At 55.0% G+C, this 22,742-nt stretch carries 23 protein-coding genes and 2 tRNA genes; 13 read left to right on the forward strand and 12 right to left on the reverse strand.

Annotated features, from left to right (window positions below; genetic code table 11):
* The 5 genes from QEP11_RS10080 to QEP11_RS10100 all read right to left on the reverse strand — a co-directional run.
* Positions 1–208: hypothetical protein (locus QEP11_RS10080; protein WP_284336545.1), on the reverse strand; the 208-nt coding region annotated here is incomplete at its 3' end.
* A gap of 925 nt (positions 209–1,133) precedes the next feature.
* Positions 1,134–1,210, reverse strand: a tRNA-Pro gene (locus tag QEP11_RS10085).
* A gap of 135 nt (positions 1,211–1,345) precedes the next feature.
* A tRNA-Pro gene (locus QEP11_RS10090) sits at positions 1,346–1,422 on the reverse strand.
* Between the two features lie 84 nt (positions 1,423–1,506).
* Complete coding sequence (infA, locus tag QEP11_RS10095; RefSeq protein WP_284336523.1) at positions 1,507–1,755, reverse strand: translation initiation factor IF-1; 249 nt, start codon at positions 1,753–1,755, stop codon at positions 1,507–1,509.
* A gap of 301 nt (positions 1,756–2,056) precedes the next feature.
* Positions 2,057–3,247 (reverse strand): HPP family protein, encoded by a 1,191-nt coding sequence (locus QEP11_RS10100; RefSeq protein ID WP_284336524.1) that lies wholly within the window; start codon positions 3,245–3,247, stop codon positions 2,057–2,059.
* A 160-nt stretch (positions 3,248–3,407) separates the two neighbouring features.
* Between QEP11_RS10100 and asd the strand changes: the two genes are divergently transcribed.
* Positions 3,408–4,259 (forward strand): archaetidylserine decarboxylase, encoded by an 852-nt coding sequence (asd, locus tag QEP11_RS10105; protein ID WP_284336525.1) that lies wholly within the window; start codon positions 3,408–3,410, stop codon positions 4,257–4,259.
* Positions 4,260–4,302: 43 nt separating this feature from the next.
* Here asd and QEP11_RS10110 read toward each other — a convergent pair whose 3' ends face one another.
* The gene (locus QEP11_RS10110) at positions 4,303–4,500 is read right to left on the reverse strand and encodes a hypothetical protein (protein ID WP_284336526.1); all 198 of its coding nucleotides are present in this window, start codon (positions 4,498–4,500) and stop codon (positions 4,303–4,305) included.
* Positions 4,501–4,683: 183 nt separating this feature from the next.
* Here QEP11_RS10110 and QEP11_RS10115 point away from each other — a divergent pair, with 183 nt between their 5' ends.
* The 10 genes from QEP11_RS10115 to QEP11_RS10160 all read left to right on the forward strand — a co-directional run bounded on the left by QEP11_RS10115 (position 4,684) and on the right by QEP11_RS10160 (position 13,876).
* On the forward strand, positions 4,684–5,664 hold the full coding sequence (locus tag QEP11_RS10115; RefSeq protein WP_284336527.1) for a bile acid:sodium symporter family protein: 981 nt from the start codon (positions 4,684–4,686) through the stop codon (positions 5,662–5,664).
* A 156-nt stretch (positions 5,665–5,820) separates the two neighbouring features.
* Positions 5,821–6,174 carry a ComEA family DNA-binding protein gene (locus tag QEP11_RS10120; protein WP_284336528.1) on the forward strand — a complete coding sequence of 118 codons (354 nt, stop codon included), beginning with the start codon at positions 5,821–5,823 and terminating at the stop codon, positions 6,172–6,174.
* A 129-nt stretch (positions 6,175–6,303) separates the two neighbouring features.
* A complete protein-coding gene (locus tag QEP11_RS10125; RefSeq protein WP_284336529.1) occupies positions 6,304–9,234 on the forward strand; it encodes a monovalent cation/H+ antiporter subunit A in 2,931 nt (976 codons plus the stop codon).
* The gene (locus QEP11_RS10130) at positions 9,234–9,599 is read left to right on the forward strand and encodes a Na+/H+ antiporter subunit C (protein ID WP_284336530.1); all 366 of its coding nucleotides are present in this window, start codon (positions 9,234–9,236) and stop codon (positions 9,597–9,599) included. The genes QEP11_RS10125 and QEP11_RS10130 overlap by 1 nt, the downstream gene beginning before the upstream one ends.
* Positions 9,596–11,317, forward strand: a complete 1,722-nt coding sequence (locus tag QEP11_RS10135; RefSeq protein WP_284336531.1) for a monovalent cation/H+ antiporter subunit D — start codon at positions 9,596–9,598, stop codon at positions 11,315–11,317. Before QEP11_RS10130 ends, QEP11_RS10135 begins: the two co-directional genes overlap by 4 nt.
* Positions 11,314–11,805, forward strand: a complete 492-nt coding sequence (locus tag QEP11_RS10140; RefSeq protein ID WP_284336532.1) for a Na+/H+ antiporter subunit E — start codon at positions 11,314–11,316, stop codon at positions 11,803–11,805. The genes QEP11_RS10135 and QEP11_RS10140 overlap by 4 nt, the downstream gene beginning before the upstream one ends.
* The gene (locus QEP11_RS10145) at positions 11,802–12,080 is read left to right on the forward strand and encodes a K+/H+ antiporter subunit F (protein WP_284336533.1); all 279 of its coding nucleotides are present in this window, start codon (positions 11,802–11,804) and stop codon (positions 12,078–12,080) included. Before QEP11_RS10140 ends, QEP11_RS10145 begins: the two co-directional genes overlap by 4 nt.
* Complete coding sequence (locus QEP11_RS10150) at positions 12,077–12,484, forward strand: monovalent cation/H(+) antiporter subunit G (protein WP_284336534.1); 408 nt, start codon at positions 12,077–12,079, stop codon at positions 12,482–12,484. Before QEP11_RS10145 ends, QEP11_RS10150 begins: the two co-directional genes overlap by 4 nt.
* Positions 12,485–12,522: 38 nt before the next feature.
* Positions 12,523–12,900, forward strand: coding sequence for a fluoride efflux transporter CrcB (gene crcB / locus QEP11_RS10155; protein ID WP_413788713.1), 378 nt, complete (start codon positions 12,523–12,525; stop codon positions 12,898–12,900).
* A 91-nt stretch (positions 12,901–12,991) separates the two neighbouring features.
* The gene (locus QEP11_RS10160) at positions 12,992–13,876 is read left to right on the forward strand and encodes an LOG family protein (RefSeq protein WP_284336535.1); all 885 of its coding nucleotides are present in this window, start codon (positions 12,992–12,994) and stop codon (positions 13,874–13,876) included.
* A 76-nt stretch (positions 13,877–13,952) separates the two neighbouring features.
* Here QEP11_RS10160 and QEP11_RS10165 read toward each other — a convergent pair whose 3' ends face one another.
* The 6 genes from QEP11_RS10165 to QEP11_RS10190 form a co-directional block, all read right to left on the reverse strand.
* Complete coding sequence (locus QEP11_RS10165; protein WP_413788714.1) at positions 13,953–15,131, reverse strand: MFS transporter; 1,179 nt, start codon at positions 15,129–15,131, stop codon at positions 13,953–13,955.
* Positions 15,132–15,151: 20 nt separating this feature from the next.
* On the reverse strand, positions 15,152–16,552 hold the full coding sequence (locus tag QEP11_RS10170; RefSeq protein ID WP_413788715.1) for a DNA recombination protein RmuC: 1,401 nt from the start codon (positions 16,550–16,552) through the stop codon (positions 15,152–15,154).
* Positions 16,553–16,590: 38 nt separating this feature from the next.
* Positions 16,591–17,601: a 2-hydroxyacid dehydrogenase gene (locus QEP11_RS10175; RefSeq protein ID WP_284336537.1), complete on the reverse strand. Its 1,011-nt coding sequence runs from the start codon at positions 17,599–17,601 to the stop codon at positions 16,591–16,593.
* Positions 17,602–17,605: 4 nt separating this feature from the next.
* On the reverse strand, positions 17,606–19,018 hold the full coding sequence (locus QEP11_RS10180; RefSeq protein ID WP_284336538.1) for a sodium:proton antiporter: 1,413 nt from the start codon (positions 19,016–19,018) through the stop codon (positions 17,606–17,608).
* Positions 19,015–20,229, reverse strand: coding sequence for a nicotinate phosphoribosyltransferase (pncB, locus tag QEP11_RS10185; protein ID WP_284336539.1), 1,215 nt, complete (start codon positions 20,227–20,229; stop codon positions 19,015–19,017). The genes QEP11_RS10180 and pncB overlap by 4 nt, the downstream gene beginning before the upstream one ends.
* 129 nt (positions 20,230–20,358) lie before the next feature.
* Complete coding sequence (locus QEP11_RS10190; protein ID WP_349816770.1) at positions 20,359–20,829, reverse strand: acyl-CoA thioesterase; 471 nt, start codon at positions 20,827–20,829, stop codon at positions 20,359–20,361.
* A gap of 262 nt (positions 20,830–21,091) precedes the next feature.
* On the opposite strand from QEP11_RS10190, the gene QEP11_RS10195 reads away from it, so the two are divergent.
* Complete coding sequence (locus QEP11_RS10195; protein WP_284336541.1) at positions 21,092–21,643, forward strand: phasin family protein; 552 nt, start codon at positions 21,092–21,094, stop codon at positions 21,641–21,643.
* Between the two features lie 248 nt (positions 21,644–21,891).
* Positions 21,892–22,650 (forward strand): 3-hydroxyacyl-CoA dehydrogenase, encoded by a 759-nt coding sequence (locus QEP11_RS10200; protein ID WP_284336542.1) that lies wholly within the window; start codon positions 21,892–21,894, stop codon positions 22,648–22,650.
* Positions 22,651–22,742 lie beyond the last annotated feature (92 nt).

Raw genomic sequence — 22,742 nt, forward strand, 5'->3', positions numbered from 1 at the left:
CTGCTTGTATGTTTAAGGTGATGCCAAAGCGCTGGATTGTGGAGCGTAGCTTTGCTTGGTTAGACAAGAACATGCGGTTGTCGCACATTTCCAAATTCGTGTGGGGCCGAACATCTACAAAGTAAATGTCGTCGCCTTTGATGTTGAAGAACAGCCAGCGAGTATGTTTGCGCACATAGAAGCCGTCCTCCCGCAGGACTGGGGGCACTACATGCAGGTGATTTAGCCCCCAGTGAATGAGGAAGGGGTCCAGCTTCTCGGGCTTTCTCTCTTTATATCTGCTGAAAGATATGGCGCTATAGGCTTACCCTCTTCAAAGCACTCGATTAAGGTATCGAGATGCTCTTTGTAGTCCACGCCGGCGCTTAGCTTTTCAGTTAGCTCAGAGGAGATATGCACTCTGTAGCGCCACTGCGGAACCTGCCTGCCCTTGTTTCCAAAGAGCGCTATGAAGCACGTCTACGCCGACCAACCATCCGCATCGACACCGAGCTGCTTCAGCTTCTCTTCAAGCAGTTGGTAATAGTCCTTCAGCAAGTCAATTTCAAGCATTCCGCCCTATTTTCAGTGGAAAATACGCCCCCTGCGTAAGTCACCTTGGTGCACTGATTCAATTCACGTAAGCTAGCTAACCGCATTAAACAGTGAACCAACCGGAGTTTTAAGATGGTTACTGACTTCGTAGAGTTGTTTTATCACTTTCACTGAGAGACGGCTGCAGAGCAAAAAAGTAGTCATTCCTTTCGTGGCTTCAACAGGCAGCAATCGCTGCGCAGCAGACATTGGCCGCCGAGTCACGAACAGCCGTTACGGCTCGACAGTGCTACTTCGAAGTCTATGAAAGCAGTCACTCGGCCTGAGCATGCTTTCAATGAAGGCTTTGAAAGATAGAACAGATCTAGAGTGAAGACTCAGAGCAATGACTGCCTCGGGTAGCAACAGTCATTGACCTTGTTGAGTTGAACGATGGCAGTCAGCCTTTAGCTTTCCTTCGATCAATACATGCTGCCTGTTGGCGTTCAAGGACAGCTAAGTGTGCTCCAAAGGCGCAAGTAACAAATTTCTTGTTTACCCCTCATCCCAGAAAAGACAAAAGGACTTAGCTAATTTCTCAGCTAAGTCCTTGAATCAATTGGTCGGAGCGGCGGGATTCGAACTCGCGACCCTCTGCTCCCAAAGCAGATGCGCTACCAGGCTGCGCTACGCTCCGACAATGCGTGAATTATACGCCCAATTTTTCGCCGAAATTCAAATAATAAAAATTATTTGATAGCAGCAAACACTTGCCAAGCAAGCCTCAAAACGACAAAAGGGTTAGATCTTTCGATCTAACCCTTCAATCTTTTGGTCGGAGCGGCGGGATTCGAACTCGCGACCCTCTGCTCCCAAAGCAGATGCGCTACCAGGCTGCGCTACGCTCCGACAAGACTTAGATTATATGCAAATTTTTGACTGCTTTTCAAAAAAGACAAATTAATTTGTCTTTTTGTCCACAGTCGTCTGCAATCAGCGCGAAGCAGGTGCCGGACCGCGGTTGGGCAAGTGGCGGAATGTGATGCGGCCCTTGGTAAGGTCGTAGGGAGACATTTCCAGCGACACCTTGTCACCTGCCAGGATACGGATGTGGTGCTTGCGCATCTTGCCGCCAGTGTATGCAATCAGCTGGTGACCGTTTTCCAAAGTCACGCGAAAGCGCGAATCTGGCAGCACTTCAGTCACGGAGCCTTGCATTTCAATCAGTTCTTCTTTTGCCATGTTCAATCAACTCTTAAAGTGTAGGTATCTGCTTGCGGCGCCTTTGCTTCAAACCCATGCGCAAATTGCCAGCGGCAAAGCATGCGTCGTCATACACGACGGGGAAAGGTTGCGCACGGCGCAAACCGAACAGAGGGCCTCAACGGAGAAAATGCAGCACTGTCAGCCACAAAAATAACCATTGATTGTAGCCGCTAAGCTTAATTTGCTTCAGCAAGAGGGGAAACTTGCCCGACCTGTACCTACAAAAATTTCGCTCACATCGCCTTTGACTGACGTCAACGCACAACACTGCCCGCCCTCAGCGCTGTGTGGGAACACTGATAGCCACACTCAGAGCCCGGATCAAATCTGTTTGCGTCACGATTCCCAAAAGTTTTTGCTGTCCATCCACGACAGGCAAATGGTGGCACCCTCCCGCAGAGAAAAGTGGCACCAGATCCACCAGCAAGCAATCCGCTTGCACGGTTTGAGGCTCAGCCTCCATCAAGGCTTGAACTTTCGCCTTGTGTGTATTGCGCCCTGTCACCAGATGGCGCAAACGCTGCACCACTCCGTCAGGCGCATCCATGGTGGCTTCCCGTACAAAGTCCGAGATGCTCACCATGCCCTGCACCACACCATCAGCATCCACCACGGGAAGCGCCTTGACACGCTCCTGCCGCATCAGGGCCCAGGCTTCTTTTTGCGACACACCGGGCTCCACCGCAAATACAGGCTGGGACATGATGTCTTTACAGCGCAAATTACCGAAGTTGCGATTGAAGGCAGAGCGTCCTGCAATGTGCAACAAGCCCTCAAGATCGGCACGACTGACGTCCAGCACCTGGTTGTAGTGCTTGAGTGCTGCATCCAGATCCTCCGCTGCAAACACCCCATTGCCATCGCCATCACCACCGAGGCCACGCTTGAAGCTGTGCTGTGGATGTGGATAGCGCTTGCCGGTGATAGCGTTATAGATCATCGCGCACACAAGCAGCACTGCCACATTAAAGAGAATCGGAAATGCCACCAAGGTCACGCCATTGATGTGCTCCAGCACCACATAGGCCGCAAACCCTGCCCCCGGCGGATGCATGCAGCGCAGCGGCACCATCAGCATCACTGAAAGACCCACAGCAACCGCACAAGCCACAGCGGTATCCGCAATCACTGCCTGTACAGCCGCCCCTACCAGTGCCGAGAGCACAGTACCCACAAGCACAGGCCAAGGCTGCGCCATTGGACTGGCGGGCATACCAAATAGCAATACCGCACTAGCCCCCAGTGAAGACACCATCCAAATATTGACGGCACCCTCACTCCACCAACGCGAGAGCAGGCCGGTGACCAACACGCCAATAAGTACGCCAACTGAAATACGTAGTGCCTCGGCATAGCCGATGCGCACCGAAGCAGGTAAAAAATTTCGCAGCCACAAACCCCAGCGACTGAGCTGGGCCCGACCGGTTTCCAGCGTGCTGGCTTGAGTGTCTTTCAGAGGGTCCACCATAAATACCTAAACCTTCGCGCAAACCCTCCACACAACGGAGCGCGCAGCGCATATGCTGACCAATTGTGCCGATCCTGTGCACTTCTTGGCTTGGCACCCAAGGATAGCCGTTGGCGCTGCCGATAGAATCATCTCTTTTGCCCCTTACCAAACATTACTCGTGTCTGATCGCCTCTCGGTTCTGCCCCAATACCTTTTGCCCAAGCAAGCGCTGACTCAGCTGATGGGCCACCTCGCCAATCTGGAAGGCGGCTCCAGCACCACTGCGGTGATTCGCTGGTTCATCCAACGCTACCAAGTGAATATGTCGGAGGCAGCGAACCCAGACCCAGCGGCATATCCAAGCTTTAACGCTTTTTTCACCCGAGCGCTGAAAGCAGATGCCCGCCCATTGGCGCAAGCACCATGGATATGCCCAGTAGATGGTGCAATCAGCCAGATTGGCGCCATCCAGGGCGATCAAATTTTCCAGGCCAAAGGCCACCACTACTCCACCCAGGCATTGGTTGGAGGGGATGCTCAACTGGCCGCACAGTTCCAGGACGGCCACTTTGCGACGATTTATCTCAGTCCACGTGACTATCACCGCATTCACATGCCCTGTGCGGGCAAATTGCTGCGCATGATTCACGTTCCAGGCGATCTGTTTTCAGTAAACCCCACCACCGCACGCGGAGTTCCCGGACTGTTCGCCCGCAATGAACGCGTGGTTTGCGTCTTTGAAGGGCCTATGGGGCCGTTCGTCATGGTGCTGGTGGGGGCGACCATCGTTGGCAGCATGGCCACCGTGTGGCATGGCGTGGTCAACCCACCCCGTCCCGGCAAGGTGCGTGAGTGGGATTACATGGAACAGGACATCCGGCTCGAACAAGGCGCAGAGATGGGGCGCTTCTTGCTTGGCTCGACCATTGTGCTGCTGACCCCGAAAAGTGACTTGAAGTTCAGCGCCCACTGGCAAGCCACTACACAGGTACGTCTGGGCGAAGCCATGGCAAGCCAGACCATAGCCTGATGGATATAAAAAGCTCCTCACTGGAGCTTTTTTTGTACCCTCTTCACAAATACCAGTTCAAGCTCTCCGGCCTACGCTTGGTCGTAAACCATGTGGGCACCACACTCAAACGCTCAGGCTTGACAGGTTCGTCCTTGCCCACCAGATACACCATCATTTCTCTGCGACGCAATACCACGTGGCTGACGGTTTCCTGATGATTGCCTGCCATCACCTGCACACCCGGCTTAAAAATTGGCATTTGAAACATGCTGGAACGCTCTGGATGCACATGGGCAGAATCTGCGGAAGTTGGGCTAACTAGCAACATAAGAGCATGCTTTCAAAAATACGAACACCCCTTGTATCGACAGTTTGTGCCGAGAATTAAGTCCTTTTTCAAAAATCTTTTGCACTTTGCTGCTGTTTGCGCCTTCACCGATTCATGAGTATCTTGGCACGCTTTCGCCCCGACAATTTCACGCTTGCACTTGCGGCCACTGTCCTGCTCGCCAGTGTGCTGCCTGCCTCTGGACAGTTTGCAGTTGTGCTAGACAAAGTCACCAGCTTCGTCATTGTGCTGCTGTTCTTTTTGCATGGTAGCAAGCTTTCGCGCCCCGCTATCCTGGCAGGCATTGGTCACTGGCGGCTGCACCTGCTGGTCACTGCCACCACCTTCGCATTCTTTCCGCTGCTAGGCTGGCTGCTGAAACCGCTGCTGGCTCAAATCTTGCCTCACGAACTGGTATTGGGCGTACTCTTTCTGTGCGCACTGCCCGCCACCGTGCAGTCTGCAATCGCACTAACAGGTCTGGCACGAGGCAATATCCCAGCAGCAGTTTGTAGCGCCTCTGGATCCACGTTGATGGGCATTGTTTTCACCCCGCTACTGGTTGGCCTGCTGCTCTCTCATACAGCCAGTGCTGGCAATCCATTGGAAGCCGTAGGAAAAATCGCTTTGCAGCTGCTGCTACCCTTTGCAGTGGGACATTTGCTGCGTCCCTGGACCCAGGGTACGTTACAGCGCCTGGGCAGCAAAATCAAAATCATTGACCAAGGCTCCATTTTGCTGGTTGTTTACGCGGCGTTCAGCGGCGCTGTGGTTGCAGGTCTGTGGCAACAAATGCCATTGACAGCCATGTTGACGCTGTTTGCTGTCTGCGCCGGGCTTCTGGCCTGTTCTATGGGCTGGTGCGTCTGGGCAAGCCGACGCTTCGGATTCAGCACCGCAGATGAAGCCACTATTTTGTTTTGTGGCGCGCAAAAAAGCCTGGTCAGCGGCATTCCCATGGCCAAGGTGCTATTCACCGCTGCAGCGGTAGGCCCCATGGTGCTGCCCGTCATGCTGTTTCACCCCATGCAATTGATGGTCTCCGCCGTGATTGCTGCACGTTACGGGCGCAAAGCAGACAACCCATCAATCTAACGTGTACCCATGCTGGTGGCTTGCCCATCAGTCCCTTGAGCGCCGCATGACCAGATTGATTTGCAACCCTTATTCCCTTGCAACGGAGTGCTCCATAGCATGCATATGCACCTTTGTGCACATACATCAACTCCAAGCTTCTGAGGGAAATTTCGTATGCTGAAAAAATTAATTGCAGCGGCCTTTTTGTTTTACGCAGGTATTGTGGCGGCCGTGGATATCAACAAAGCTAGCCACGCCGACCTTACGGCAATCAAAGGCATAGGCCCTGCTACAGCAAGCCGCATTTTGGATGCCCGTCAACAGGGTGCGTTCAAAAGCTGGGATGACCTGATTGCACGAGTCAGTGGCATTGCTGACAACAAAGCAAGCCAGATGTCTGCGCAAGGCATGACCGTGAATGGACAAGCCTTCAAGCAAACAGGCAAATCAGTGACCCAATCCAAACCAGGCAATGAAAAATCCGTAAAACCCGCACAAACTGCCAGCAAAAAACAAGAGAAGCGCTGAATTTCTCCTTTATGCTTACAAAGCGCCCGCCGTTGGCGGGTTTTTTTCTTCCTGAGCGTCGAAAATACGCTTCGCCAGCTTAGGCTTTCATAGCATCCAAGAGACCACCGCCCTATTGAATCAGCCTTCATGCCCCTGATCTCTCTTATTCTTCTCCCCTTTATCGGCAGCCTCTTGGCCGCCGTTTTGCCGGCCAATGCACGGAACACCGAGTCCACCCTGGCAGGCATTATTGCGCTGGCCTGTGCAATTCAAGCCGCGATGTTTTTCCCAGAGATAGCAGATGGCGGTGTGATACGCCAAGAACTGGTCTGGTTACCTGCTCTTGGCCTCAATTTCGTGGTGCGCATGGATGGATTCGCATGGATCTTCAGCATGCTGGTGCTGGGCATAGGCTCCTTGGTGGTACTTTATGCGCGCTACTACATGTCGCCCGCAGACCCGGTTCCTCGCTTTTTCTCCTTTTTGCTGGCATTTATGGGGGCGATGTCAGGGGTTGTGCTCTCCGGCAACATCATCCAGCTGGTATTTTTCTGGGAGCTGACCAGTCTCTTTTCATTCTTGCTGATTGGCTACTGGCACCACCGCAAAGATGCACGTCGCGGCGCACGTATGGCGCTGACCGTCACGGGAACCGGAGGTTTGTGCCTGTTCGCCGGCATCTTGATGCTGGGACATATTGTTGGCAGCTATGACCTTGAGAACGTCTTGGCCGCTGGTGCGCAGGTGCGCGCGCACGATCTGTACACCCCCATGCTGGTGTTGATTCTGCTCGGCGCGCTCACCAAAAGCGCACAGTTTCCTTTCCACTTCTGGCTGCCCCATGCCATGGCTGCACCGACGCCAGTATCTGCCTATCTGCACTCAGCCACCATGGTCAAAGCAGGTGTCTTTCTCTTGGCGCGACTGTGGCCCGTGCTATCGGGTACGAATGAATGGTTCTGGCTGGTCGGGGGTGCAGGGGTGACCACCTTGCTGCTGGGCGGCTTTTTTGCCATGTTCCAGCGCGACCTCAAAGGCTTGCTCGCTTACTCCACCATTTCACACCTGGGCCTGATCACCTTGCTTTTGGGTCTGAACAGTCCCCTGGCAGCGGTAGCCGCCGTGTTCCACATCATGAACCACGCAACCTTCAAGGCTTCGCTGTTCATGGCTGCCGGTATCGTGGACCATGAAAGCGGTACGCGTGACATGGATCGCTTGTCGGGCCTGCGCAAGATGATGCCGGTGACCGCCACCTTGGCTTGCGTGGCCAGCGCCGCTATGGCTGGTGTGCCCTTGCTCAACGGTTTCCTGTCCAAAGAAATGTTCTTTGCCGAGACCGTCTTTGTGGATGCTGACCACTGGGTGAGCATTGTGCTGCCGCTGGCCGCAACGATTGCCGGCATGTTCAGCGTTGCCTATTCGCTGTTCTTTACTGTCGACGTTTACTTTGGCCCCAAAGCCACCGACCTGCCTCGCAAACCGCACGAACCTCCGCACTGGATGCGTGTCCCGGTGGAATTGCTGGTACTGATTTGCCTGCTGGTAGGCATCTTCCCCGCATGGGCTGTGGGCGACTTCCTGAACGCTGCAGCATTGCCTGTCGTTGGAGGCAATCTGCCACATTTCAGCCTGGCCGTCTGGCATGGCATCAACACTCCGTTGATCATGAGTGTGGTAGCCCTGATTGGTGGCGTGATTCTGTACGCAGTATTGCGCTGGCTGCGCAAGCAGGATGTGCTCAGCGATGCACTTTCCACACTGTTCGCAATTGACGGACAACGCATCTTTGAAAATGTCATCGCTCGCTTGAGCCTGCTGGCGCGCAATACACGCCGCCTGCTCAGCACTCAACATCTGCAGTGGCAAATGCTTTGGCTGGTGCTCGTTGCCCTGGGCGCAGGTGTTCTGCCACTATGGATTCGTGGTCTGGACCTCGGCAACCGTGCCAATTTGCCTCTGTCTCCTGCTTTCGTGCTGCTATGGACTCTGGGTGGCCTGTGCGCTTTGGGTGCGGCGTGGAAAGCCAAGTACCACCGGATGGCAGCGTTGATCATGCTGGGCGGTGCAGGTCTGTGCACCTGCATCACCTTCTTGTGGTTCTCCGCGCCCGACCTGGCGCTGACTCAGTTGGTGGTCGAAGTGGTCACCACCGTGCTGATCTTGCTGGGCCTGCGCTGGCTGCCCAAACGAGACAAGAGCCTCCGTATTCCAGCGCTTTCCACCGAGCTCTCGGCCCGTGCGCGCCGTGTACGCGACCTGCTGATCGCGCTGGCTGCTGGTGGTGGCGTAGGCTGGCTGGCTTTTGCCATGATGAGTCGACCCTTCCCTGAATCCACGTCCACCTTCTTCCTGGAGCGCGCCCTGACCGAAGGTGGCGGCACCAACGTGGTCAACGTGATGCTGGTGGACTTCCGCGGTTTTGACACCTTTGGTGAGATTGTGGTGCTTGGCATCGTTGCTCTCACGGTATATGCCTTGTTGCGCCGCTTCCGCCCTGCGCGCGAAACCATGGACATTCCAGAGCAGCAACGCTTCATTCCAGGTGACTTGCAGACCGACCTCATCAACCCACGCCATGCTGCAGACTCTGCTGTGGGCTATCTGATGGTGCCTGCGGTACTGGTGCGCCTGCTGTTGCCGTTTGCCACTTTGGTGTCTATCTACCTGTTCATGCGCGGCCACAACGAACCCGGCGGCGGCTTTGTAGCAGGCTTGGTGTTCTCTGTGGCCTTGCTGCTGCAGTACATCATCTCCGGCACGCACTGGGTGGAAGCCCACATGCCACTGTTCCCAAGGCGCTGGATTGGCTTTGGCCTGCTGTTCGCCATCCTGACAGGCCTGGGCTCCATCGTGGTGGGCTACCCGTTCATGACGAGCCACACCTTCCATTTCGCTCTGCCGTGGATTGGACAAATTCACCTCGCCAGCGCCACTTTCTTTGACATTGGAGTCTTTACCTTGGTTGTGGGTTCTACCCTGCTGATCTTGACGGCCATTGCCCACCAGTCGGTGCGCGGCCACCGCTACCACGCACGCATACAAGAAGAGCAAGATGCTCAGGAAGGAGCCCGCTAATGGAAACCGTACTGGCTATCGCCATTGGCGTACTGGCAGGCTCCGGCGTCTGGCTGTTGCTTCGCCCACGCACATTTCAAGTGATCGTAGGACTATCTTTGCTGTCTTACGCAGTCAATCTGTTCATCTTCAGCATGGGACGTGAAGGCCTTGCCATCGACAAAGAGCCCGTGCTGCGCCCTGGTATTCCCGAAACCCTGGCACATTACGCCGACCCCATGCCCCAAGCGCTGGTATTGACTGCCATCGTGATTGGCTTTGCGATGACGGCATTGTTCCTGGTTGTATTGCTGGCTTCACGCGGCATGTCTGGCACCGACCATGTGGATGGCATCAAAGCACGTGATGTGCAGGAGATGCCATGAGCTTGATTCTTGAATGGCTGGCATCGCTGATGCCACACCTCATGCTTGCACCGATTGTGCTGCCCATGTTGACGTCTGCCCTCATGTTGCTGCTCAAAGAAGAGCAGCAAAAAATGAAGATGGTGATGAATGCCGGCGCAACCCTGGTGGGCCTGCTGGTTGCAATTGCCTTGCTGCTGTGGGCAGACCAATCAGGCTCCAACACCACCATGGGAGTCTACCTGCCCGGCAACTGGCAAGCCCCATTTGGCATTGTGCTGGCTGTGGATCGTCTCACCGCGCTCATGCTGGTGCTGACCTACAGCATTGCCCTGGCTTCCAGCCTGTTTGCCACCGCGCGCTGGCACAAGGCTGGTGTGCACTTCCATCCGCTGTTTCAGCTGCAGTTGATGGGTCTGTCCGGTGCATTCCTGACAGCCGACCTGTTCAACCTGTTTGTCTTTTTTGAAATCATGCTGGCTGCCTCTTACGGCTTGCTGCTGCATGGTTCTGGTCGCCAACGTGTGCAGTCTGGTCTGCACTACATCGCCATCAATCTCGCCGCCTCTTCCTTATTCCTGATTGGTGTGTCGATGCTGTACGGAATTACCGGCACATTGAACATGGCAGACTTGGCTCAGGCCATTCCAGAGGTGTCTGCAGCCGATCGTGGCCTGCTTCATACGGCGGCAGGTGTATTGGCCACCGCATTCTTGATCAAAGCAGCGGTATGGCCTTTGAACTTCTGGCTGGTGTCCGCTTACAGCGCTGCCACTGCACCAGTGGGCGCGCTGTTTGCTCTGATGACCAAGGTCGGCGTCTACACCATCCTGCGCCTGTGGACACTGATGTTTTCCAGCGAGGCCGGGGACTCTGCCCTGTTTGGTTCCATGTGGCTGATTGTCGGTGGCATGGTCACCATGGTGTTTGGCGGTATCGGAACCCTGGCCGCCACGCGCCTGACACACCTGGCTGGCTACGCAGCGATCCTGTCTTCCGGCACCTTGCTTGCAGCCATCGGTTTTGGTCAGAACATGCTCACGGCAGGACTGCTGTATTACCTGCCCAGTTCAACACTGGCCGTCGCCATCTTGTTCCTGCTGGCAGATATCATGGATCGTTGGCGCAATGACGGAAATGTCGACATCGATGACGAAGAAGCACCTTTCCTCAATTCGGAACTGGTACCCACGCAAAGCCTCAATCTGGACGAGAACGAACAAGTGCTGATTGGCCGTGCCATTCCTGCTTCAGCGGCATTCCTGGGCCTGGCCTTCATCATGTGTACCCTGGTCGTGACAGGTCTGCCGCCGCTGTCCGGCTTTATTGGCAAGTTCGCGATGCTCAGCAACCTGATCAACCCTGTGGGTCTGGGCCAGTCTGCGGGCTATCAAGCTGGTCAGTGGGGTTGGGTGCTGATGGCATTGATGATTGGCACTGGCTTGCTGGCCCTGATTGCGCTGACCCGCGCTGGCATCCGCCATTTCTGGGCTACCCATGAGCGTGGCACGCCAGAGCTGCGCATCTCGGAAGGTTTGCCCATTGCAGGCCTGATGGCGCTGTGCATTGTGCTCACCGTTAAAGCAGACGCCGTCATGCAATACACCCAAGATGCAGCCAATGCCTTGCATGCACCCAGTACCTATATTCAAGCAGTCATGGATACACAGCCCATTCCCAACCCAACGGCCGGACCGGCCAGTACGGCAACTCCGGCTGCACAGGAGAGCCAGCCATGATGAAGCTGCTCTTTCCCGCACCACTGCTTTCGGCAGCCCTGTTTGTGCTGTGGCTGTTGCTGAACCACTCCTACAGCAAGGGGCATATCGTTCTGGGTGCCATATTGGGTCTGCTGATCCCTGTGCTTACTCGTGGGCTGCGTCCATTGCCTGTCCGTGTGCGCCATCCGTGGACCATCTTGAAACTCTTTTTCAACGTGGTGGTCGATACATCGATCTCCAATTTCCAGGTCGTGCGCTTTTTACTTTTCCCTAAGCTGCGCAGACATCCGGCTGCATTTGTGCACGTGCCACTGGAAGTCAAAGACCCGAATGCTCTGGCAGTACTGGCGATGATCATCTGCATCACGCCGGGTACGGCCTGGGCCGAAATTTCGCGAGACCGCACTGTGCTGCTCATGCATGTGCTTGAAGTTGGTGATCCGCAACAAGTGGTCGAACACGTCAAGACCAAGTACGAGCGCCCACTGATGGAGATTTTCGAATGAGTCAATGGCTGATCTGGGTCTTGTCGCTGGCCCTCTTTTTCCTGGTGCTGGGCATGGCTTGCGCACTGACCCGCTTGCTCAAAGGACCCTCTGCGCAAGACCGTGTGCTGGCACTGGACTGCATGTACATCAACGGAATGCTGGCCATGCTGGTGCTGGGCATTCTGTACAGCTCCTCCATGTATTTTGAGGCGGCCTTGCTGATCGCCTTGTTTGGTTGCGTGAGCTCCACGGCCATGGCCAAATTCCTGCTGCGCGGCGAGGTGATCGAATGAATGAAGTTGAACTACCACTGTGGGCTGAGGTATTGATAGCTGCTCTGGTGCTCGGCGGCTCCATCATTGCGCTGCTGGGTTCCATGGGGCTGATGCGTCTGAAAAGCTATTTTGAGCGCGTGCATGCTCCCTCCATTGTTGCCACCATGGGCTGCTGGCTGATCATGTGGGCCACCTTCGTGTTCTTTAGCGCCACCGGTAAAGGTTTGGCCTTGCACGCGCTGCTGATTGCCATCTTCATTGCGGTGACCGTGCCCATCACCACCATCTTCCTGATGCGCGCAGCCCTTTTCCGAGCACGCCGTGCAGGCCGGGATGTGCCTCCAAGCATCAGCCGTATCGTGCCCAACGAACCGCAGCCCGAAGAAGTGCCCGAGGACACTGCGGAGCCGGTGAAGAATTGACAAACCCTGACGCAAGCTAGCACTTTCCACCTCCTACGATGACTATTCCACATGTCTTTGCCATTTGCACGGGGGCCAGTCTCGGGGCATTGCTGCGCTGGCAGTTGGGCCTGTGGCTGAGCGCACAAGGACATTTGCCCTGGGGCACTCTGGCCGCCAATGCCATTGGTGGCTACGGCATCGGGCTGGCGATCGCATGGCTGGAGGCGTCCCCCCATCTGGACCCTGTCTGGCGTCTGGCCATCATCACAGGCTTTCTCGGAGGACTGACCACCTTCTCCAGCTTTTCTGCTGAAGTCGTGTCTTTGTTGCAGGCGCAGCGTTGGGGGATGGCTCTGGCATGGGCCGGTACACACCTGTTCACATCGCTACTGTTGACCATCGCCGGGATTTACACCGTGCATGTGCTGCGTTAAGACCATAGCGCCACCATCTTTTTCACGCCATCAGACCTTGCAATCTGCGAAGATCGCTAGCTTGTCCCTGTGATAGTGCATTTGGAGATTTATGGACGCAAAGACATTCCTGCACGAGCGTTCGCTGGCAGAAGAGTTGGCCCCCTTGGATGTGCCCACTACCGCCCGTGAAGCCGTTGCATCTGACCCTATGCTGCCGGATGCTTACCGTTTGGCATTTGCAGACCCTGAATTCATCGCGCGCCGCGAAGTGCGCGGTATCCGCTTTCAGCTTGAGCTGCTCAAACCGGATCTGGGCCAGGAAGCCCACGGCATTGAGCACACTGTGGTGGTATATGGCAGCGCGCGCTTTGTCGACGCTGAAACCGCCCAGGCCCGCCTCGCCTCCGCGCAGGCCAATGGCGATGCTTTGCAAATCCGTGCCGCTGAGCGAGACGTACGCAATGCACAGCGCTATGAACAGGCCCGGGCCTTTGCACGCCTGGTGGCCGAACACAGCCAGCGCCAGCCGCAAGACAAGCGCATCTACATCTGCACCGGCGGTGGTCCCGGCATCATGGAGGCCGCCAACCGTGGCGCCTTTGAAGCCGGCGCAGCCAATGTGGGGCTGAATATCTTGCTGCCCCATGAGCAACAGGGCAACCGTTACATCACACCCGAGCTGAGTTTCAAGTTTCACTACTTTGCGCTGCGCAAAATGCACTTCATGATGCGCGCCAAAGCTCTGGTGACGTTCCCTGGCGGCTTTGGCACCATGGACGAGTTGTTTGAAGTGCTCACCCTGGTGCAAACCACCAAGGTCAAGCCAGTGCCGATCATCTTGTTCGACAGCCAGTTCTGGAAGAAGCTGTACAACTTCGAGATGCTTGTTGAAGAGGGCATGATTTCTGCCAAGGATCTGGAGCTTTTCCACTTTGTGGACACACCAGAGGCGGCCTGGAAAATCATCACCGACTTCTACCAGCTACCCGAATAGCAAGGGTATGCTCCCCGTCTAAAAAGCAGCCTTTAGGCTGCTTTTTTGTCTTGATATCTGCGCTAGTCTGGTCCATTCACCGGTCATCATCAGTTTCTGGCCTGAGATCCTCTTTGCCCAACAGCCAAGGCAAACGTGCCGAGGCTCCAACAATGCCGCTCACTGCCCAGAACAAGGCCGATACTCCTACCACTGTACCAATGGAGCCAAAAAGCACAGGCATGATGACGCTGGAACCATTGATGGCCATCATGCGCAAGCCCAAGGCCTCGCCCTGACGGTGCGCAGGTGTGATCTGATGGATCATGCTCATCACCATCGGCTGCACCGAGCCCAATACCAAGCCCAGCAGGATGGAGCAAGCCATCATCGCCCAGGCATTGGGCATCAAAGGGTAGGCAGCAAACAGCACGCAAGCACCCAGCATGGCTGTTAACACCACTTTCCATTCGCTGATACGCTCAGACAGCAATGGAATCAACATGCGGATGGCTGCTGCAGCAATCGCAAATGCGCCCAGGATAGAACCAATCACCGAAGCCGACAGACCACGTTCATGGCCCAGAATGGGAACCACAAAAGTGTGGACATCCCAGCACGAAGAGAACGCCCAGTTCATCAGCAGCAAGCGGCGAAAACCCTGGTTTTGCAGCATGTCCCAAGCTGCTGATTTCTTTGCCCCTGCAGGCTGCTGCTCTGGTTTTCGCTCTTGCACTGTGCGCACCCAGAACCAGGCACTCAGCGGCAACAAGGTCAGCAGCAAAAATGCAGCCCTGAAGCCCGTGGTGCTGGCGGCCTCCCCTCCCGCATAATCAATCAGCAACCCTGCCAGAAAAGGCCCCAGAAAATTGGATATTGCTGGGCCAATGGCCAGCCAGCTAAACACCTTGCGCAGGCTGACTTTGTCATGCGCCTCGCGCCCCACGTGACGCTGCAAGGCAATGATGGCGGCCCCCGATGCGCCACCGCTGCACAAAGCCGCAAAACACAGCACTGGGTAGACTGGAAACACCACCGCCGTTGCTGCACCCAGGCTGGCAACAATGACACTGATTGCCAATGGCCGTTTGAGGCCATGCCGATCCGCATAGCGCCCTGCTGGCAATGACAAAAAAACCTGCGTCAATGCAAACAGTGCCAACAGCAAGCCGACTGCTGCAGGGCTATAGCCTTCGCGCAATGCCAGCAGAGGCGTGGCCATGCGCATTCCTGTCATACAGGCGTGGATAGAGATTTGCGCCAGGATCAGGCGCATCAAAGACCAAGTCACAAGCTTCAATCGTCCTCAGGGTCAGCCGCTGTCACGAAGGACTGTGCGGGCGCACTTCCTGGGGGCAGTGGTTGCTGCAAGCTGGCAGCACCTGCTGCGCTGGGTAGTTCCTGCACCGTGCGCAAACGGCGTTGAATGGCACGAGTGCGCACATCGACTTGCTCGAACTTCTTGGCAGCAGCATCAATGGATTTGCGCGTTGCCTCCACCACTTCACCAAATTTGGCAAACTCGGTCTTGACCTGCCCAAGAACGCCCCACACCTCCGAAGAGCGCTTCTCGATGGCCAGGGTTTTGAAGCCCATTTGCAGACTGTTAAGCATGGCCGCAAGATTGGCGGGGCCGGTAATGACAACGCGGCAGTCATTTTGCACTGCTTCGACCAACCCTGGACGGCGCATTACTTCCGCAAACAAACCTTCCGATGGCAGGTACATGACCGCAAAGTCCGTGGTGAATGGTGGAGACACATACTTGGAAGCAATTTTTTTGGCCTCATTACGAATCGACCCTTCCAAAGCATTTCCAGCAGCAATAACACCCAATTTGTCCGCAGCGTCCAGCGCATCTTGCAAGCGTTGGTGATGTTCCACCGGATATTTGGCATCAATTGGCAACCACACGGGGTGCTCATCGTCACGGCCCGGCAAGCGAATGGCAAATTCCACCAGCTCATCGCTGCCTGGCACGGTTTTGACATTGCGTGCGTACTGGTCTGGTGTGAGTATGTTGTCGATGATGGCACCCAGCTGCACTTCGCCCCAGGTGCCGCGCGTCTTCACATTGGTCATCACCCGCTTCAGATCACCCACACTGCTTGCCAATGACTGCATCTCTCCCAGGCCTTTGTGCACCTGTTCGAGGCGATCACTCACCAACTTGAAAGACTCTCCAAGGCGCTGCTCCAAAGTGGCATGCAGCTTTTCATCCACGGTACGGCGCATTTCTTCCAGCTTGGCAGCGTTGTCGGCCTGGATAGTGGCCAGACGTTCGTTGAGCGTGCCGCGTAACTGCTCGGCCGTGTGGAGGCTGTCATGGTTGAGGCGCTGAAGCTGTTGTGCCAGTGCCTGCTGCATCTGCGTGAAGTGCTGCTGCAACTCCTGCCGGCTCAGACGTGTTTCAGTCAGTTGCCGCTCCATATGACCATCAACCAGCTGGCGCAAGCTGTCCGCCGCTGTCGTCTGATTGTGGCTTAGCGTGTGCACCAGACCTTGTACTTGCTGCCCCATGCCGGTCATTGCGCCATCGCTTTTTGCAACCGATATTTGGGTAAGCTGCAAAGCACGCTCCAAGTGTTCCAGGCGCTCCAGCAAATCCAGATCCGCTGGCGCACACCGTGGCTTGAGCCACAACACAAGCTGCAGCACCAACATCAGCAACAGCACAGCCAGCAGCAACCAGGGCATCCAATCCACGCTCACTCCTTCACCACATACCTTACTAGCTACAACAATGTATTCCAGCGCTGCGCACGTGCTGACGCATCCGGTGTATTCACCGGTGTCAATGGCTCTTGTCCGCCCAACACCGCCACCAGGTTATCTGCCGCCAGCTTGCCCATGGCACGGCGCGTAGCCACGGTGGCACTGGCAATATGCGGTGTCAACACCACATTGGGCACCGTGAGCAACTCCGGATGAACCGCGGGTTCACCTTCAAATACATCCAGACCCGCTGCAGCAATGCGCCTGGCCTTGAGCGCCTGTGCCAAGGCGGCATCGTCCACAATACCACCGCGCGCAATGTTGATGAGTGTGGCAGTGGGCTTCATCAGCGCCAACTCAGCAGCACCTATGGTGTGGTGATTTTGCTGCGTATAAGGCAACACCAGCACCACATGGTCGGCTGTGCGCAGCAACTCTTCTTTGCTGACGTAAGTGGCCTTGCACTCGGCCTCCAAAGTGGTGCTCAAGCGCGATCGGTTGTGATAGACCACTTTCATGCCAAAGCCATGAGCGCCGCGCTTGGCAATGCCCTGCCCAATACGTCCCATTCCAATGATGCCCAGCGTGCTGCCATGCACTTCAGCGCCAGCAAACATGTCGTAGCTCCACTTGGTCCATTGCCCGGAACGCAGATAGTGCTCACTCTCAGTGACTCGGCGAGCAGTCGCCATCAACAGTGCAAAACCAAAATCGGCGGTGGTTTCTGTCAGAACATCCGGGGCATTCGTGCCCTGTACCCCAGCAGCAGACATGGCATGCACATCAAGGTTGTTGTAGCCCACTGCCATATTGGCCACGACTTTGAGCTGCGGGCAAGCTGCCAGCAAGGCTGCATCCACGCGCTCGGTTCCCGTGGTCAGCACGCCATCCATGCCTTGGAGCTGCTCCACAAGTTCCGCAGGGCTCCACACTGCATCAGTTTTGTTGATGCGCACCTCACAGTGCTGCTCCAAGAAGGCCATCACTTGCGGGTCGATGGCACGGGCAATCAGGATATGAGGTTTGCTCATTACATTAGAACCAAATTAAAGTCATCACCACAAACAGCGGCACCAGAATGCCAGCCGACCAGAGCATGTAGCCAAAAAAGCTGGGCATTGCTACACCACGGTCTTCAGCAATGGCCTTCACCATCAAATTCGGTGCATTGCCAATGTATGAATTGGCCCCCATGAACACAGCACCCGCCGAGATGGCCACCAATGTGGGTGCCAGCGTGGTCATCAGCACCAGCGGGTCCCCTCCGGCAGTGTTGAAGAACACCAGATAGGTCGGCGCGTTGTCCAGAAAAGAGGACAAGGCGCCTGTGGCCCAGAAGTACATGGCCGTGTTGGGTGTACCGTCAGGATTGGTGACTGCGCGGACAATGGCAGCAAATGGACCATCCACACCTGCCTTGAGCATTGCAATCACTGGGATGATGGTCAAGAAAATGCCTGCAAACAATTTTGCGACTTCTTGCATGGGGCCCCATCCGAACTGGTTGTTGGTATGCACTTCTTTGGGAGTCATCGCCAATGACATCAAGGCAACAGCAACCAGCCCTACGTCACGCACCAAACCAGGTAACCCCACCTCGGTGCCCGCGATGTTGAAAACCACATCACTCTTCCACATACCACTCAGCAGCACCAATCCCACAACTATGGCAAGCCACACGAAGTTAAGCTTGCCATCGAAACCAATCGCTTCGCGTGCTTGATCACTCACCTGCACAGACAACTGGTTTTTGTCGTTCTTGCTCATCCAGGTGTCAAGCACAAAGAAGATCAGCAATAAACTTCCCACCAGGAAAAGCGCCTGAGGCCAGATGTGCAACAGGGTCCAGCTAAAGTCCACACCCTTCAAAAAGCCCAGAAACAGCGGTGGATCGCCCAGTGGAGTAAGCGAGCCCCCTGCATTCGAGACAATGAAGATGAAGAAAACCACAATATGCACCACACGTGAGCGGTGCGCATTGGCGCGAATCAACGGGCGAATCAGCAGCATGGAAGCCCCTGTGGTGCCCATGAAGCTCGCCAATACCGCGCCGATCGCCAAAATGGCCGTATTCAGCGCCGGTGTACCAGTCAGAGAGCCGCGGATATAAATACCGCCGGCCACCACATACAAGGCCGTGAGCAAGATCACAAACGGCAGATATTCCGCCAGCAGCGCATGCACAAAGTTCACCACCGCGCCACCCACCCCAAAGCTGAGCACCAGAGGTATCAGAAAAGCCAGTGACCACGCTGCCGTCACCTTGCCAAAGTGGTGGTGCCAAAAACTGGGAGCCAGCAGAGGCATCAAGGCAATCGACAGCAGCAATCCGGCAAAAGGCACTGCCCACCAAAGGCTCAAACTCGCGCCATCGAGCTCCGCAGCTTGCGCTAGAGCGGGCAGTGCTGCCACCAGGCCAGCTACCCCAGCAGATCGCAGTAATTTCATGCAACTGTCTCCTCAGGAATCTCAAACACCTGGCGCAGATACGCCAGATACTTTTTGTCTTCACACATGCTCTTGCCGGGTGTGTCCGAGAGTTTGGCCACCGGCTGGTCGTTGCAGCGCGTCATCTTGATTACCACCTGCAAAGGTTCGTAGCCTAGGTCATTGGTCAGATTCGTGCCAATACCAAACGCCAGCTGACAGCGACCATGAAAGCGCTGATACAGCTCAATCGTGCGCGGGATGGTCAAGGCATCACTGAAAATCAATGTTTTGTTCAGCGGATCAACCCGGTTGCGGCGGTAATGCTCAAGCAAGCGCTCTCCCCACACAAATGGATCACCGCTATCGTGGCGTGCACCGTCAAAGAGTTTGCAGAAATACAGGTCAAAGTCACGTAGGAAAGCTGTCATTCCATAGACATCCGACAAGGCAATGCCCAGATCCCCGCGATATTCCTTGGCCCAGGTTTCCAGACCAAACACCTGGCTGTCACGCAAACGCGGGCCCAGTGCCTGGCAAGCCTGCAAAAATTCGTGTGCCATCGTCCCCAACGGAGTAATCCCCAAGCGCATGGCGTACAGCACATTGCTGGTGCCGGCAAATTGCCCAGGACCATGCCCTGGCGCAGGACGTTTTTTGCCCGTCCCCAGCTTGGCACACAGCACGCGCAGCACTTCCTCGTGCCAGGCACGACTGAAGCGACGACGTGTGCCGTAGTCCGCAATCTTCAAGCCTTCCAACGTGTCACCGCGCAAGAGCTGAATTTTCTCTTCCAGCCGACGGCGGCCTTCCAGAAAATCGGGCACCGGCTGTGTATTGCGGAAATACACCTCATTGACGATGGCCAGTACTGGAATCTCAAAGGGAATCACATGCAGCCAAGGGCCACTTATGTTGATCTCTATTTCCCCGTTTTCCAGCGGTGCAATGGTGATGTACTTCTCGTTGAGCTTGAACAGGCTTAGGAAATCGACAAAGTCGCTTTTGATAAAACGCAGCGATCGCAGATATTCCAGCTCGGCTGGCTGAAACTGCAACTGGCACAAGGCACGGATTTCTTCGCGGATTTCATGCACAAAAGGCGCTAATTTCACGCCTGGGTTGCGACATTTGAATTTGTATTCCACCTGCGCACCTGGAAACTGGTGCAGCACTGCCTGCATCATGGTGAACTTATACAGATCGGTGTCAAGCAAACTGGTAATGATCATGGCAAGCAGGCCAGCTGGAGAAGAAACGCACAGTGTAGGTCAAAGCACAGCATCTGAAGGGCTAACTTTGCACGCAGAAAGCCGTTCGTTGCCTTGCTTTACAAGCTCCATGCGCTATAAAAAACCAGTTTATGGCAGCGTTATCGCCAAAGGCTCCAAGGCCGCGCGCAATGCCACGGGCAATGCTGCTACAGGTCTACGCGTTGCTTTGTCTACGTAGACATGCACAAAATGCCCTATAGCCGCAGACAACGGCTCTCCCTGCGCGAACAAGCCAATCTCATAGCGCACGCTGCTGTTGCCCAGTTTGCTCACCCGAACACCTGCCTGCACCATCTGCGGAAAAGCCAGGGAGCTGAAATAGTTGCACTGGGTTTCAATCACCAATCCAATCGTTTCGCCATCATGAATATCCAAGGCACCCTGCTCAATCAGATAGGCATTCACTGCCGTATCGAACCAGCTGTAGTAGACGACATTGTTGACATGGCCGTACACATCGTTGTCTGACCAGCGGGTGGGGATATCACGGAACATGCGAAAAGCATTACGCGGCTGCGGCGATGGCCGCCCGTTAGCGGGTTTTGCAATCTGAGTCATTGCGCCATTGTGAAGTGCTGTCCCTGCTGGCGCATTCATGCACGTGACATTCAAAGACAAATGACGCAAGACTGATTGGGTCTGCTCAGCCACTCGCAGAAGTCTTTTTTGCCGTTCATCGGCTTTTTTGCTGCAGTGCACAAAAACTGCTTGCACCAAAGCAATGCTTCATGAAGAATATGGTCATGCTGCGCTGCAACATAAATGTTTGAAAAAGTGCAGCTGCTATTCCTAAGCTCCCCTTTCTTACTTGGAGGACACCATGGCACTGACACCCGAACAAATTGCTGCTGCACACAAAGCAAACATCGAAACACTTTTTGGCCTGACCACCAAGGCCTTTGAGGGCGTGGAAAAAATCGTGGAATTGAATGTGGCCGCATCGCGTGCAGCCCTGAGCGAAGCCGCCAGCCACAGCCAAGCCCTGCTGAACGTGAAGGATGCGCAAGAGCTGCTTGCATTGCAAACAAGTTTCTTCCAGCCCCTCGCTGAAAAGACTGCCGCCTACAACCGCCACCTCTACAACATTGCTACCAGCACTTCTGCAGAAGTCACCAAGGTCTTTGAATCCAAGGCTGGTGAGCTGCAGCAGGGCTTCAACAATTTGGTGGAGTCCACAGCCAAGAATGCTCCTGCAGGCTCTGAAACTGCAGTAGCGGTTATGAAGAGTGCGGTATCTGCTGCCAACAACGCTTTTGAAAACGTGCAAAAAGCCGTTAAGCAGGCAACTGACATGGCTGAAGCCAACCTGAAAGCCGTGACTGAAACTGCTGCAGCGGCTCCTGCAGCACCTGCCTCTCGTAACAAAGCCTAATATTTTGTGGTTTTTACAACCACAAGCTAGACACAGTCTAGGGTATTCCCCTAGAATACACACATTGACCAGTTTTCTGGTTCCCAGTTGTCTCCTTGGATCCTCTTGAAACCCCCGTTTCTCGGATCCTTTTAAACCCGGTTTCATAGCCGGGTTTTTTTTCGTCTGTACTTCTTTGTACGGCTGGCATTTCTACACCAGTACTTTCATAATTGACGTTTACGTCAACGATAAATCAAGGAGCAGACATGGATATACACGGCAAGGTTTTCATTGTGACGGGGGGAGCATCAGGATTGGGCGAAGGCACTGCCCGTATGCTGGCAGCCAATGGTGGCACAGTAGTCATTGCCGATATGCAAGAAGAAAAAGGCCAAGCTGTTGCCAAAGATATTGGAGGTATCTTTGTCAAATGCGATGTCAGCAACGAAGCCGATGGGCAAGCCGTCATTCAGCGAGCTACCGCACATGGCAAACTCATGGGTTTGGTGAACTGTGCCGGTATTGCTCCTGCAGAAAAAACCGTGGGCAAAAACGGGGCGCACAACTTGGCGCTTTACCAAAAAGTCATCCAGGTAAACCTTATCGGCAGCTTCAACATGATCCGCCTGGCTGCAGAAGCCATGAGCAAGAACGACCCCGAAGCCACAGGCGAGCGTGGTGTACTGATTTCCACCGCCAGCGTTGCAGCATATGACGGACAGATTGGCCAAGCCGCTTACTCGGCTTCCAAAGGTGGCATTGTCGGCATGACACTGCCTATTGCACGTGACCTGGCGCGCAACGGCATTCGCAATATGACCATTGCACCAGGTATTTTTGGCACACCCATGCTGTTTGGCATGCCCCAAGAAGTACAAGATGCACTGGCGGCAGGCGTCCCCTTCCCTAGCCGCCTGGGCACACCACAAGATTACGCCAAACTGGCCAAGCACATTATTGAAAACGATATGCTCAACGGCGAAGTTATTCGCTTGGATGGCGCCATTCGCCTGGCTCCAAAATAATCGCACGTAAGCATAAAAAAAGCCTCAGTACAGAGGCTTTAAAAACATAAAAAAACCGCATTAACAATAGCTAATGCGGTTTTCATAGATCG

The sequence above is a fragment of the Comamonas halotolerans genome (genome assembly GCF_030162935.1).
GTDB classification, from domain to species: domain Bacteria; phylum Pseudomonadota; class Gammaproteobacteria; order Burkholderiales; family Burkholderiaceae_C; genus Comamonas; species Comamonas halotolerans.

Coding starts and splice junctions, on each gene's coding strand:
- QEP11_RS10115 (WP_284336527.1), top strand. CDS start 4,684: ATGAGTATCTTGGCACGCTTTCGCCCCGACAATTTCACGCTTGCACTT.
- QEP11_RS10195 (WP_284336541.1), top strand. CDS start 21,092: ATGGCACTGACACCCGAACAAATTGCTGCTGCACACAAAGCAAACATC.
- QEP11_RS10145 (WP_284336533.1), top strand. CDS start 11,802: ATGAGTCAATGGCTGATCTGGGTCTTGTCGCTGGCCCTCTTTTTCCTG.
- QEP11_RS10160 (WP_284336535.1), top strand. CDS start 12,992: ATGGACGCAAAGACATTCCTGCACGAGCGTTCGCTGGCAGAAGAGTTG.
- QEP11_RS10130 (WP_284336530.1), top strand. CDS start 9,234: ATGGAAACCGTACTGGCTATCGCCATTGGCGTACTGGCAGGCTCCGGC.
- crcB (WP_413788713.1), top strand. CDS start 12,523: ATGACTATTCCACATGTCTTTGCCATTTGCACGGGGGCCAGTCTCGGG.
- QEP11_RS10135 (WP_284336531.1), top strand. CDS start 9,596: ATGAGCTTGATTCTTGAATGGCTGGCATCGCTGATGCCACACCTCATG.
- QEP11_RS10110 (WP_284336526.1), bottom strand. CDS start 4,500: ATGCCAATTTTTAAGCCGGGTGTGCAGGTGATGGCAGGCAATCATCAG.
- QEP11_RS10125 (WP_284336529.1), top strand. CDS start 6,304: ATGCCCCTGATCTCTCTTATTCTTCTCCCCTTTATCGGCAGCCTCTTG.
- QEP11_RS10150 (WP_284336534.1), top strand. CDS start 12,077: ATGAATGAAGTTGAACTACCACTGTGGGCTGAGGTATTGATAGCTGCT.
- QEP11_RS10180 (WP_284336538.1), bottom strand. CDS start 19,018: ATGAAATTACTGCGATCTGCTGGGGTAGCTGGCCTGGTGGCAGCACTG.
- infA (WP_284336523.1), bottom strand. CDS start 1,755: ATGGCAAAAGAAGAACTGATTGAAATGCAAGGCTCCGTGACTGAAGTG.
- QEP11_RS10100 (WP_284336524.1), bottom strand. CDS start 3,247: ATGGTGGACCCTCTGAAAGACACTCAAGCCAGCACGCTGGAAACCGGT.
- QEP11_RS10165 (WP_413788714.1), bottom strand. CDS start 15,131: ATGCGCCTGATCCTGGCGCAAATCTCTATCCACGCCTGTATGACAGGA.
- QEP11_RS10175 (WP_284336537.1), bottom strand. CDS start 17,601: ATGAGCAAACCTCATATCCTGATTGCCCGTGCCATCGACCCGCAAGTG.
- pncB (WP_284336539.1), bottom strand. CDS start 20,229: ATGATCATTACCAGTTTGCTTGACACCGATCTGTATAAGTTCACCATG.
- QEP11_RS10140 (WP_284336532.1), top strand. CDS start 11,314: ATGATGAAGCTGCTCTTTCCCGCACCACTGCTTTCGGCAGCCCTGTTT.
- QEP11_RS10170 (WP_413788715.1), bottom strand. CDS start 16,552: ATGCCCTGGTTGCTGCTGGCTGTGCTGTTGCTGATGTTGGTGCTGCAG.
- QEP11_RS10190 (WP_349816770.1), bottom strand. CDS start 20,829: ATGACTCAGATTGCAAAACCCGCTAACGGGCGGCCATCGCCGCAGCCG.
- QEP11_RS10200 (WP_284336542.1), top strand. CDS start 21,892: ATGGATATACACGGCAAGGTTTTCATTGTGACGGGGGGAGCATCAGGA.
- QEP11_RS10120 (WP_284336528.1), top strand. CDS start 5,821: ATGCTGAAAAAATTAATTGCAGCGGCCTTTTTGTTTTACGCAGGTATT.